Annotated in this window: 13 protein-coding genes; 11 read left to right on the top strand and 2 right to left on the bottom strand. The window is 64.2% G+C overall.

Going from position 1 to position 12,236, the window contains the following annotated elements; genetic code table 11:
• Positions 1-5 precede the first annotated feature (5 nt).
• Positions 6-323: a flagellar biosynthesis anti-sigma factor FlgM gene (gene flgM, locus GM676_RS22045; protein WP_161015074.1), complete on the bottom strand. Its 318-nt coding sequence runs from the start codon at positions 321-323 to the stop codon at positions 6-8.
• Positions 324-419: 96 nt separating this feature from the next.
• Positions 420-1,127: a flagellar basal body P-ring formation chaperone FlgA gene (flgA, locus tag GM676_RS22040; RefSeq protein WP_170304340.1), complete on the bottom strand. Its 708-nt coding sequence runs from the start codon at positions 1,125-1,127 to the stop codon at positions 420-422.
• Positions 1,128-1,281: 154 nt separating this feature from the next.
• Here flgA and flgB point away from each other — a divergent pair, with 154 nt between their 5' ends.
• The 11 genes from flgB (at position 1,282) to flgL (ending at position 12,089) form a co-directional block, all read left to right on the top strand.
• Entirely contained in the window at positions 1,282-1,710 is a 429-nt protein-coding gene (gene flgB / locus GM676_RS22035; protein ID WP_155466119.1) for a flagellar basal body rod protein FlgB, read from the top strand.
• Positions 1,711-1,712: 2 nt separating this feature from the next.
• Positions 1,713-2,123: a flagellar basal body rod protein FlgC gene (gene flgC, locus GM676_RS22030; RefSeq protein ID WP_155466118.1), complete on the top strand. Its 411-nt coding sequence runs from the start codon at positions 1,713-1,715 to the stop codon at positions 2,121-2,123.
• Between the two features lie 13 nt (positions 2,124-2,136).
• Positions 2,137-2,835 carry a flagellar hook assembly protein FlgD gene (locus tag GM676_RS22025; RefSeq protein WP_155466117.1) on the top strand — a complete coding sequence of 233 codons (699 nt, stop codon included), beginning with the start codon at positions 2,137-2,139 and terminating at the stop codon, positions 2,833-2,835.
• 29 nt (positions 2,836-2,864) lie between these two features.
• On the top strand, positions 2,865-4,421 hold the full coding sequence (locus GM676_RS22020; protein WP_155466115.1) for a flagellar hook protein FlgE: 1,557 nt from the start codon (positions 2,865-2,867) through the stop codon (positions 4,419-4,421).
• Positions 4,422-4,432: 11 nt separating this feature from the next.
• Complete coding sequence (gene flgF / locus GM676_RS22015) at positions 4,433-5,173, top strand: flagellar basal-body rod protein FlgF (RefSeq protein ID WP_155466113.1); 741 nt, start codon at positions 4,433-4,435, stop codon at positions 5,171-5,173.
• Positions 5,174-5,243: 70 nt separating this feature from the next.
• Positions 5,244-6,035 (top strand): flagellar basal-body rod protein FlgG, encoded by a 792-nt coding sequence (gene flgG / locus GM676_RS22010; RefSeq protein WP_155466111.1) that lies wholly within the window; start codon positions 5,244-5,246, stop codon positions 6,033-6,035.
• Positions 6,036-6,045: 10 nt separating this feature from the next.
• Positions 6,046-6,699 (top strand): flagellar basal body L-ring protein FlgH, encoded by a 654-nt coding sequence (locus tag GM676_RS22005; RefSeq protein WP_155466109.1) that lies wholly within the window; start codon positions 6,046-6,048, stop codon positions 6,697-6,699.
• A 5-nt stretch (positions 6,700-6,704) separates the two neighbouring features.
• The gene (locus GM676_RS22000; RefSeq protein ID WP_155466107.1) at positions 6,705-7,823 is read left to right on the top strand and encodes a flagellar basal body P-ring protein FlgI; all 1,119 of its coding nucleotides are present in this window, start codon (positions 6,705-6,707) and stop codon (positions 7,821-7,823) included.
• A 12-nt stretch (positions 7,824-7,835) separates the two neighbouring features.
• On the top strand, positions 7,836-8,804 hold the full coding sequence (gene flgJ, locus GM676_RS21995) for a flagellar assembly peptidoglycan hydrolase FlgJ (RefSeq protein ID WP_155466105.1): 969 nt from the start codon (positions 7,836-7,838) through the stop codon (positions 8,802-8,804).
• Between the two features lie 52 nt (positions 8,805-8,856).
• Complete coding sequence (gene flgK / locus GM676_RS21990) at positions 8,857-10,815, top strand: flagellar hook-associated protein FlgK (protein ID WP_155466103.1); 1,959 nt, start codon at positions 8,857-8,859, stop codon at positions 10,813-10,815.
• Between the two features lie 26 nt (positions 10,816-10,841).
• The gene (gene flgL / locus GM676_RS21985; RefSeq protein WP_155466101.1) at positions 10,842-12,089 is read left to right on the top strand and encodes a flagellar hook-associated protein FlgL; all 1,248 of its coding nucleotides are present in this window, start codon (positions 10,842-10,844) and stop codon (positions 12,087-12,089) included.
• The last annotated feature ends 147 nt before the right edge of the window (positions 12,090-12,236 follow it).

Genomic DNA, 12,236 nt, shown 5'->3' with positions numbered 1-12,236 from the left:
TGATCCTATCGTTTTCTTGAGTGCAGCAGATCCTTGACGGTATCCAGCAAGCCATCCGCTACTTTTTCCGAGTTGACCTGGAACTGACCGTCGGCAATCGCCAGCTTGATGCGCTCGACCTTTTTGGTGTCGAACACGGCGTTGGCGCCGCCGGCCGAACTGGCCGCCATAGCCTGGCCTTGCGGCGACAGGCGCACGTTATCCGAGGCAACATTCGCCGGTGCCGCTTCCGCCGCCTTTTCCGCGCCGCGCGCGGTGGAGGAGGTGGCCGCGGGCGTCGACGGCAGGCCGGGCGTGCTCTTTAGTGTGTCATTGATTTTCACAGCATTTCCTTCTCAGCTAGGAGTACGAAACTCCGGGATCTGAGTCGGTAACGGCGGCGCGGCCGGAAACTTTAGCTGGACTGTGCCGCATGTTGCTCAAAATGCCACCTCCACCGTGCCGCCGCTCTTGGCGATGCCGGTAATTTGCTGGCCATTGGCCGCTTTCACCTGCACCACCTGGCCTTCGCCGGCCGTGCTCATGGCGCGCGCCTCGGACGATACGCTGAAACCGTTGCCGCTGGACACCAGGCGCACCAGCTGGCCGGACTGCACCACCGGCTTGCTGCGCAGGGTGTCGAGGCGCAAAGGCGTTCCCGGTGGTAACGAAACCGTGGCGCTGCGGCCGATCACCTGGTTGACGTCGGTGGCTATCCCGGCAGGCAACATTGTCAAATCGCCCTTGAGGATGGTGAGCTGGCCGGCGTCGATGGGCTGGCCCTGCACCAGCGGCGCGGCGCTGGCGACGTAGTCGCCCACCACCGTGACGCTGGCTTGAATATAGACCGTCCAGGCGGAAGGCGTCGCACAGCGCACGCCGACCGAGGTTTTGCCCCAGGCGCGCGCGCCGGGCATGAAGAACGCTTGCGGATCGGGGCAGGCGGCCAGGTTCAGGCGTGGATCGACCGCGCCCACGTTGACCGTCACCTCGCCCGGCAGGCCGCCGGCCTGCACTTGTAGGAACTGTTCAACGGTGCGCTTGAGCACGGCGATGTCCTGGCGGCCGCTCTGGGCGGCGGCGGTGCCGGCCAGCAGACTGGCGGCCAGCGCGGTGGTAAGTAAGCGAGACAGTGAGCGAGATTTCATGGCGTCGGTTTCCCCTTCAATGTTGCCATCATAGTCTGGCGGCCTGGACTTGAAGCTTGGAATAGGGCGGGAAAAACGAGGCTTATCGCCCGATGGTGACAGCGGTCAACTCCGTATCATCGAACCTGTCACCAATGTGGAAGGGGAGCGAATCATGCTCGGCAGCAAGTTAGACGATTATCTGCGCTTTAATGAGACCGCGCTCAGCCTGCGCTCGGCGCGCCAGACCGTGCTCGCCTCCAACATTGCCAACGCGGACACGCCGAATTACAAGGCGCGCGACATGGATTTCAGCAGCGCGCTGCAAGCGGCGCTGGACAAGGCCAATCCGGACGCCAAACAAACCCTGAACACCACCGCTGCCAGGCATTACCCCAACCCCCTGCAAGACGCCGGTACGCTGGCCGATGGCACGCCGCTGTTGTACCGCGGCGTGGTCCAGGGCGCGGTGGACGGCAACACGGTGGACATGGACGTCGAGCGCAACCAGTTCGCCGACAACGCCATCCGCTATGAGGCCGGCATCACCGCCATCAACGGCCAGATCAAGGCCATGATGGCCGCGATCCAATCCGGGAGCTGATCATGTCGCTGTTTAAAATTTTCGATGTATCGGGTTCGGCCATGAGCGCGCAGGCGCAGCGCCTGAACGTGGTGGCCTCCAACCTGGCCAACGCCGACAGCGCCACCAGCGCCAGCGGCGAAGCCTACCGCGCGCGCCAGGTGGTGTTCGAGGCGCAGACGCCGACCAACGGCGGCACCGCCACCGGCGTGCGCGTCAAACAAGTGGTGGAAGACCAGTCGCCGATGAAGATGGTGTACGACCCCAAGCATCCGGCCGCCGACGAGAACGGCTACGTCACCATGCCGAACGTGAACGTGGTGGACGAGATGGTCAACATGCTGTCGGCCTCGCGCTCCTACCAGACGCAGGTGGAAACCATGAACGCGGCCAAGACGCTGCTGTTGAAAACCCTGACCATCGGTCAATCCTGATTAAGAGAACATCATGGCTATTAGCGGCATTATCGATACGCCCAAGGCGGCAAGCACCAACAGCGTGGCCACCACCACGACCACCAGCACCGACAGCGTGCAGGCGGACCAGGACAAGTTCATGAAGCTGCTGGTGACGCAACTGCAAAACCAGGACCCGCTGAACCCGATGGACAATGCCGCCATGACCAGCCAGCTGGCCCAGCTGTCGACCGTGACCGGCATCAACAAGGTCAACGCCACGCTGGAATCGCTGCGCACCGACATCTCCAGCACGCAGTCGTCCACGGCCATCAACCTGATCGGCAAGGGCATCCTGGTGGAAGGCAAGGGCATCACGCTCAGCAGCAGCACCGACGCCGACGGCAAGACCACCAGCTCCAGCGTGTTCGGCGTCGACCTGCCGTCCGATGCGCAAAGCGTCACCATCAACATCGTGGACAAGGCCGGCAAGACGGTGCGCACCATGAGCATGACCAACGCCGAGGCCGGCACCTACCCGATCACCTGGGACGGCACCACCGACGCCAAGACCACGGCGGCAGCCGGCGAGTACAGCTTCACCGTCGAAGCCAGCAACGCCGGCAGCAAGGTCACCGCCACGCCGTTGCAACTGGCGGCCGTGGCCAGCGTGTCGACCGGCAGCGGCGGCGTCAAACTGAATACCTCGCTCGGCCATTTCGCCATGAGCGATGTGAAAGAAGTTCTGTAAGCAGTATCACACCTAGATAGGGGAATACCATGTTCCAACAAGGACTGAGCGGCTTGAATGCTGCATCCAAATCGCTGGACGTTATCGGCAACAATATTGCCAACGCCAGCACGGTGGGCTTCAAGGCGTCGCAAGCGCAGTTTGCCGACCTGTACGCGAATTCGCTGAATGGCGTGTCGGGCCAGAATGCCGGTATCGGTGTGACGGTGTCCAAACTGGCGCAGCAGTTCACGCAGGGGAATATCGAGACCTCCAGCAATCCGCTGGACGTGGCCATCAACGGCGGCGGCTTCTTCCGCCTGGTGGTGAACGGCGCCGTACAGTATTCGCGCAACGGCCAGTTCCACGAGGACGCATCGCACACCCTGGTCAACGCGCAGGGCGCGCAGCTGACCGGCTACCTGTCCAACAAGGCTGGCGTGATCCAGCTGGGCGCGCCGGTGCCGCTGACGCTGGACAAGTCCGACCTGACCCCGGTGCAAACCACCGAAGCCAACTTCCAGCTGAACCTGAGCTCGGCTGAAACGGTGCCGACCACGATTCCGTTCGACGCCAACGATCCGACCAGCTACAACAAGCAGACCGTGCTGAACGTGTACGACTCGCTAGGCACCGCGCACATCATGACGACCTACTACGTCAAGACCGATGCCAACACCTGGGACGTGTACGCCGCCGCTGACAACAAGGAAGTCGTGTCGGCCAGCGTGGCCGCCACTGTGGCCACCGATGGTCCGACCATCACGGCCCGCAACGATTACAACGACGCCGTGCGCGCCACCCCCCCCGACCCGGCCGCCATCGCACTGGCCGCCGGTAATTATGCCACCGCCGCCTACCAGGCCATGCTGACCGCCGCCAGCACGCCGCCGGCGGCGGCTACCCAAGCCCAGTTGGACGCGCTGACCGCCGCCTACACCGCGCTCGACCCGACCGTCAGCGGTTCGATCACCGGCAAGACGCCTGACCAGATCAACGCCATCCTGGGCGCCGCCATCACCGTGCCAGCGGTGAAGGCCGGCACGCTGCTGTTCACCAAGAACGGCGCGCTGGACCCGCAGGCGATGGCCTTGATGACCAATCCGCAAACGCTGCCGTTCCAGATCCAGCTGCCGATCTTCCCTGACACGGGCGCACAAGTGCCGATGACGATCGCCACCACCTTCGACAAGACCACCCAGTACGGCAGCGTCACCAACGACCTGGGCTCGACCCAGAACGGTTACTCGGCCGGTTCCTGGCAGCGCTACTCGATCGACGAGAACGGCGTGATCCTGGGCCAGTACAGCAACGGCAAGTCGCGCGCCATGGGCCAGATCGCCATGGCCAACTTCGCCAGCGTCGACGGCCTGACCCCGCTGGGCAACAATGCCTGGGCGGAAAGCTCGGCCTCCGGTCCGCCAACCGTGGGCGTGCCGAATGCTGGCTCGATGGGCCAGCTGCGCTCGGCGGCGGTGGAAACCTCCAACACCGACCTCACCGCCGAGCTGGTCAACATGATCACCGCGCAGCGCGTCTACCAGGCCAATGCGCAGACCATCAAGACCGAGGACTCGATCCTGCAAACCCTGGTCAACCTGCGTTAATAGGCTAAGCCATGGACCGTCTCGTCTACACCGCGATGACCGGGGCGCGACACGTGATGGAGCAACAAGCCACCGTGTCCAACAACCTGGCCAACGCCACCACCACCGGCTTCCGCGCCCAGCTCGACAGTTTCCGGGCGGTGCCGGTGGTGTCGGAGGGCTTGCCCACGCGCGCCTTCGTGGTCGATGCCACGGTCGGCTCGGACTTCCGCGCCGGCCCGATCGAGACCACCGGCCGCGCGCTGGACATCGCCATCCGCGACCAGGGCTGGCTGGCGGTGCAGTCGGCCGACGGTTCGGAGGCGTACACCCGCAACGGCAGCCTGAAGATCAGTGAAAACGGCATCCTGCAAACCAGCGGCGGCCAGACGGTGATCGGCGACGGCGGCCCGATCGCGGTGCCGCCGGACACCAAGATCAGCATCGCCAGCGACGGTACGGTCAGCGTCATCAACGACACTTTCCAGCCGGGACCGAGCAACACGCTGGGGCGCATCAAGCTGGTCAACCCGGACAGCAAGACCCTGCTGCGCGGCGATGACGGCCTGTTCCGCCAGGCCGACGGCACGCCGGCCCAGAACGACGCCAATGTGCGCGTGGTCGATGGCGCGCTGGAGGGCAGCAATGTCAACCCGGTCGACTCCATGGTCAACATGATCAGTCTGGCAAGGCAGTTCGAAATGCAAATGAGCCTGATGAAGAACGCCGAGAATAACGCCGCAAAAGCCACCCAGATCCTCGCTTTGAGTTGATGGCCTCTCCCGCATAATGCTTGCATGGGATGAACAGTCTTGATGTTCGTCCGGCATTGGGAGAAGCATCATGATACGTTCCTTATGGATCGCCAAGACGGGCATGGAAGCGCAGCAGACGCAGATGGACGTCACGTCCCACAATCTGGCCAACGTCAGCACCAACGGTTTCAAGAAATCGCGCGCCGTGTTCGAGGACCTGCTGTACCAGAACATCCGCCAGCCGGGGGCGCAATCGTCGCAGCAGACCAACCTGCCGTCCGGCTTGCAGCTGGGCACCGGTGTGCGTGCCGTCGCTGTCGAGCGCATTCACACCCAGGGCAATCCGCAATCGACCGGCAACGATAAAGACATCATGGTCAATGGCAGCGGCTTCTTCACCGTGCTGCTGCCCGACGGCACCACCGCCTACACCCGCGACGGCTCGTTCCAGCGCGACAGCAACGGCCAGATGGTGACCTCGGAAGGCTTTGTGCTGCAACCGGCCATCACCATCCCGATCACCGCGCAATCGATCACCGTGGCGCGCGACGGCACCGTGTCGGTGAATGTGGCCGGCACCAACGGCGCCACCACCACCCAGCAGCTGGGCAGCCTGCAACTGGCCACCTTCATCAACCCGACCGGGCTGGAATCCAAGGGTGAGAACCTGTATGTGGAAACCACCGCCTCCGGTGCGCCGCAGCAGAACACGCCGGGCACCAACGGCACCGGCACCATCCTGCAAGGCTATGTGGAAACCTCCAACGTCAACGTGGTGGAGGAGATGGTCAACATGATCCAGACCCAGCGCGCGTACGAGATCAATTCCAAGGCCATCACCACCTCGGACCAGATGCTGCAAAAGCTGTCGCAGATGTAAGGACCTCATCATGAAACACGCCATTCCCCTGCTTGCCGCCGTGCTGCTGAGCGCCTGCGCCGCCACGCCCGGAACCATCGTCAGCGGCCCGATGACCGCGCGCCCGCTGACCACCGAACAAATGCAGGCGACGCCCAACAACGGCGCCATCTACCAGCCGGCCGCCTTCCGTCCGGTGTTCGAAGACCGCCGTGCGCGCCATGTGGGCGACGTGCTGACCTTGGTGATTACCGAGCGTACCTCGGCCAACAAGAGCGGCACCGCCACCGGCAACAAGTCGGGCAGCGTGTCGGCCACCATGCCCAAGAAGCTGGCCGGCACCTTCGGCAATCCGCTCTCGGTCAGCACCGACAACACCTACTCCGACGGTGACACCCAGGCCGCCAGCAATGCCTTCACCGGCACCATGGGCGTCACCGTGGTGGAAGTGCTGGCCAACGGCAACCTGATCGTGGCCGGTGAAAAGCAGATCGGCATGAACAAGGGCACCGAGTACATCCGCTTCTCCGGCATGATCAACCCGGACAGCATCGCCACCGGCAACACCGTGCAATCGACCGCCGTGGCCGACGCCCGCGTCGAGTATCGCACCGCCAACAAAATCGACCGCGCCGAGTTGTCCTCGATGGCTTCGCGCTTCTTCCAAAGCTTGCTGCCGTTCTGACCATCATGAAAACTTCCATCAAAGCCGCGCTGCTGTTGAGCTTGTCCTTGCTGGCGCCGTTCAGCCAGGCCGAGCGCATCAAGGATCTGGCCAGCATCGCCGGTGTGCGTAACAACCAATTGCTGGGCTACGGCCTGGTGGTCGGCCTCGACGGTTCCGGCGACCAGACCACGCAGACCCCGTTCACCGTGCAAAGCGTGATCTCCATGCTGCAACAGCTGGGCGTCAACCTGCCGCAGGGCGGCTCGCAGCTGCAACTGAAAAACGTCGCGGCCGTGATGGTCACCGCCACGCTGCCGCCGTTCGCGCAGCCGGGCCAGCAGCTGGACATCACGGTCTCGTCGATGGGTAACGCCAAGAGCCTGCGCGGCGGCACGCTGCTGATGACGCCGCTGAAAGGCGCGGACGGCCAGGTGTACGGCATGGCGCAGGGCAATGTGCTGGTCGGCGGCGTCGGTGTGCAGGCCGGCGGCGGCGCCGGCGGCAGCTCGCTGACCGTCAACCACCTGAGCGTGGGCAAGATCTCCGGCGGCGCCACGGTCGAGCGCGCCGTGGCCACCAACCTGGGCGAAGGCAATATGATCAAGCTGGAGCTCAACAATGCCGACTTCGCCACCGCCAGCCGCGTGGTGGAAGCCATCAACGACAAGTACGGCGCCGGCATCGCCTACGCGCTGGACAGCCGCGTGATCCGGGTGCAGGCGCCCAGCAGCAGCGACCAGCGCGTCAGCTTCATCGGTACGCTACAGGACATGCAGATCAATCCGGCCGAGCAGCCGGCCAAGGTGATCATGAACGCGCGCACCGGCTCGGTGGTGATGAACCGCGCGGTCACGCTCGATACGTGCGCCATTTCTCACGGTAATCTGTCAGTATCGGTCAACGCCGATACTCAGGTGAGCCAGCCCAATCCCTTGTCGGGCGGCCGCACCGTCGTCACGCAAAATCCCCAGGTCGGCATCAAGGCCGATGGCGGCAAGGTCATGATGGTCAAAGGCGGCGCCTCGCTGGCCGAGGTGGTCAAGGCGCTCAACGCCATCGGTGCCACGCCGCAGGACTTGTTGTCCATCTTGCAGGCCATGAAGGCCGCCGGTTCGCTGCGCGCGGAACTGGAAATCATTTAAGCAGGTATCGCCATGGCCTCCCAGACTTCCACCAACAATGACCTGAGCAGCAAATTTTCGCTGGACGTGCGGGACATGGGCAGCCTCAAGCAGCAGGCCCGCGCCGGCGGCAAGGATGCGCTGAAAACCGCCTCGACCCAGTTCGAGGCAATGTTCGTCAACATGATGTTGAAGAGCATGCGCGACGCCACGCCGCAGGATGGCATGATGGACAGCCAGCAGACCAAGACCTTCCAGACCATGCTGGACCAGCAGACCAGCCAGAACATCGCCAAGAAGGGCATCGGCCTGGCCGACATGCTGGTGCGCCAGTTGTCGGCCAAGACCGACGCCGCCGCGCTCGACATCGGCAACGCCGGCGACAGCACCAGCGCCGCCAATGCCGGCAGCTTCCAGGGCGCGGCCAGCCTGATGGACGCCCGGCTGCAACGCGCGATCGCCGCCGCCGGCGGCAACGCCAGCGCCACGGCCACCACCTCGTCCACCGACGCCGCCGCCAGCACCAACAAGGGTTCGCAGGCGCCGCACGTGCGCAGCTTCCAGGAAAAACTGGCGGCCCATGCGGAAGAGGCCAGCAAGAGCACCGGCATTCCGGCCAAGTTCATGCTGGGCCAGGCCGCGCTGGAATCGGGCTGGGGCAAGCGCGAGATCAAGGGCCGTGACGGCACCAACAGCCACAACCTGTTCGGCATCAAGGCCGGCGGCGACTGGAAGGGCAAGGTGGTCGAGGCCACCACCACCGAATACGTCAACGGCAAGGCCCAGACCCGGGTCGAGCGCTTCCGCGCCTACGACAGCTATGCCGACAGCTTCAAGGATTACGCCCGGTTGTTGGCAAGCAATCCACGTTACGAAAAAGTACTGGCCAGCGCCGGCGACGCCAGCAGTTTTGCGCGCGGCTTGCAGCAAGCCGGCTACGCCACCGACCCCAACTATGCGACCAAGCTGACGAGCATCATCAAGCGCTCGCTGGCAGGGTAATCAAGTTTTGGCACGATCTGCCGTTACCCTTTACAGATAGAGTAAAAATATTATGTCCAGTCTTCTCAGCATCGGTAAAAGCGGTTTGTTGGCGGCACAGGTCGGCTTGTCGACGGTCGGCAACAATATCACCAACGCCAACACGCCCGGCTACAACCGCCAGGTCGCGATCCAGGGCGATACCGGTACCCAGTACCAGGGGTTCGGCTACGTCGGCTCGGGCACCGAGATCCAGGCTGTGCGCCGCTATTACGACAACTTCCTGGCCACCTCGCTGCGCAACGCCGAGTCCAACCAGGCCTCGCTGGACGCTTACAGCGCGCAGATCAGCCAGATCGACAATCTGCTGGCCGACCCCACCGCCGGCCTGTCGCCGGCGCTGCAAGACTTCTTCAACGGCGTGCAGGACGCCACCGCCAGCCCGGCCTCGGCCGCCGCGCGCCAGTCGCTGCTGTCGAACGCTGAATCGCTGGCCTCGCGCTTCCAGGGCATGAGCGCGCGCCTGACCGAGATCGCGTCCGGCGTCAACAACCAGATCACCGCCAACGTCGGCGAGATCAACGCCTACGCCAAGCAGATCGCCGACATCAACCTGACTATCGCCGGCCTGAGCACCAGCACCGCCGAACCGAACGACCTGCTGGACAAGCGCGACCAGATGCTGACCGAGCTGAACAAGCTGGTCAAGGTCACCGTGGTCCCGGGCGACAACAATATGCTCAACGTGTCGTTCGGCACCGGCCAGCCGCTGGTGGTGGCCAACAAGGCCTTCCAGCTGGGCACCTCGACCTCGCCGACCGACGTCAGCCGCGTCACGCTGGGCTATCAGACCGACGCCGGCGCCTTCACGCCGCTGCCGGACGACGTGTTCACCGGCGGCCAGCTGGGTGGCCTGATGGAATTCCGCAACGGCCCGATGGACCGCGCGCAAAACTCGCTGGGCCAGGTGGCGGCCGGACTGGTCACCGCCTTCAACGCCCAGCACGTGCTGGGCCAGGATGAGAATGGCGCCATGGGCACCAACTTCTTCAATCCGATCCAGGCCTATGTCGGCACCAACACGCGCAACTCGCCGGCCAGCACGGCGGACGTGACCGCCACCGTGGTCGACGCCGGCGGCCTGACCGCCAGCGACTACAGCGTCGACTTCGACGGCACCAATTTCAACGTCACCCGCAAGAGCGACGGCAAGGTCACGCAGATCAACCCCTTCCCGCAGACCACGCCGCAGGTGATCGATGGCGTGGCCTACAGCATCACCGGCACGCCGCAGCAGAACGACAACTTCCTGGTGCGGCCGACCTACACCGCCGCCAAGGACTTTTCGGTGGCCATCAAGGACCGCGACAAGATCGCGCTGGCGGCGCCGATCGCCACCGCCGCGCCGACCGCCAATGCCGGCAACGGCAAGATCTCGGCCGGCACGGTGGATACGAATTACCTCACGCCCGGCAATGCCCTGACCGCCACCTCGACCCTGACCTTCGACAAGGCCAGCAACAGCTTCTCCGGCTTCCCGGCCGGGCAGGACGTGACGGTGACCGCCAACGGCAGCAGCACGGTGTATCCGGCCGGCACGCCGGTGCCGTACACGGACGGCGCCAACATCAGCTTCGGCGGCGTCAACTTCGCCATCAGCGGCACGCCGGCCGACCAGGACACCTTCACCGTCGGCCCCAACACCAGCGGCGTGGGCGACAGCCGCAACGGTGCCTTGCTGGCCGGGCTGCAAACCAAAAACATCCTGGACGGCGGCAAGGCCACCTTCCAGACCACCTACGCCCAGATGGTCAACTATGTGGGCACCAAGGCGCGCGAGGCGCAGATCAGCGGCACGGCGGCCGACGCCGCCGTCAAGCAGGCCACCAGCGCGCAGCAGAGCGTGTCCGGCGTCAACCTCGATGAAGAGGCGGCCAATCTGTTGCGCTATCAGCAGGCGTATCAGGCCAGCGGCAAGGTCATGCAAGTGGCCAGCCAGCTGTTCGACACCTTGCTCAGCCTGGGAAATTAAGGGAATTAAGGGAATAGGGTAGCTCTATGGTCATGCGCATCAGCACACGGACAATTTACGACATCGGTTCGCAGAACATCACCTCGCTGCAAACGGCCATGTCGCGCACGCAGCAGCAGCTGTCCACCGGCCGCAAGAACCTGACCGCGGCCGACGATCCGATCGCCACCGCGCGCGCGCTGGAAGTGACGCAGTCGCAATCGCTGAACACCCAACTGGCCACCAACCGCGCCAACGCCAAGGGCGTGCTGTCGACCGAAACCACGGCGCTGGCCAGCGCCACCTCGATTTTGCAGGACATCAAGGATCTGGCGGTGAAGGCCGGCAATGGCTCGTACACGGATTCGGACCGCGAGTCGGTGGCGGTGGAACTGGAGGCGCGGCTGTCCGACCTGCTGGGCATCGCCAACACGGCGGACGGCGTGGGCGGCTATGTGTTCTCGGGCTACAAATCGACCACGCTGCCGTTCACCAAGACCGCCACCGGCGCCGACTACCAGGGCGACCAGGGCCAGCGCTCGTTGCAAGTGGGCTCGACCCGCAGCATACCGATCACCGATTCCGGCGCCTCCGTTTTTGAGAGCAACACCACCGGCAACGGCACCTTCGTGACCACCGCCGATCCGGCCAACTACGGCCGGGGTGGCAGCGGCATCATCAGTGCCGGCTCGGTCAAGGATGCCACCCTGCTGACCGGCCACAATTACCAGATCGATTTCCAGGTGGTCCCGGCCACCCCGGGCGTGGCCAAGCAGACCACCTACACCGTGACCGACACCACCACCGGCGCGCTGGTGACGACCTCGCCGCAAGCCTATGTGAGTGGGCAGAACATCACGTTTGACGGCGTGCAGTTCGACGTCAAGGGCGATCCGGCCGATGGCGACAATTTCGCGGTGGCGCCGTCGACCAATCAGTCGATCTTCACCACCGTGCAGGGCTTCATCGACGCGTTGCGCGCGCCGGGCAGCGGTCCGGCGGGGCAGGCCAGTCTGAGCAACAAGCTCAATCAGTTGCAGGTGAATGTGGACAATGCCACCGACAATGTGCTGTCGGTGCAGGCGGCGGTCGGTTCGCGGCTGAAAGAGCTGGACTACCTCGACAGCTCCGGCGACGATCTGGGGTTGCAATACGCCACCACCCTGTCGCAATTGCAGGACGTTGATTACACGGCGGCGATCTCGCTGTTCACCCAGCAGCAGACCACGCTGACGGCGGCGCAGAAATCGTTCACCACCATGTCCGGGCTGTCGTTGTTCAACTACATCAGCTAAGCAGTGTCGTTCCGGCGCAGGCCCACTGGTGTCCGGAATAATTTTGTTGACATAGTCTCAAAAGAGTGAAGGCTGAAGGTGCGCGATGGTTGCCCTGTCCTGTCGTCGTCGCCGATAGGCGGACATTTCAGTCTCAACGCGCTGGAA

This window comes from Duganella radicis (genome assembly GCF_009720825.1).
In the GTDB taxonomy this organism is placed as follows: Bacteria; Pseudomonadota; Gammaproteobacteria; order Burkholderiales; family Burkholderiaceae_D; genus Rugamonas; species Rugamonas radicis.
This window is presented reverse-complemented; position numbering and strand designations above follow the sequence as displayed.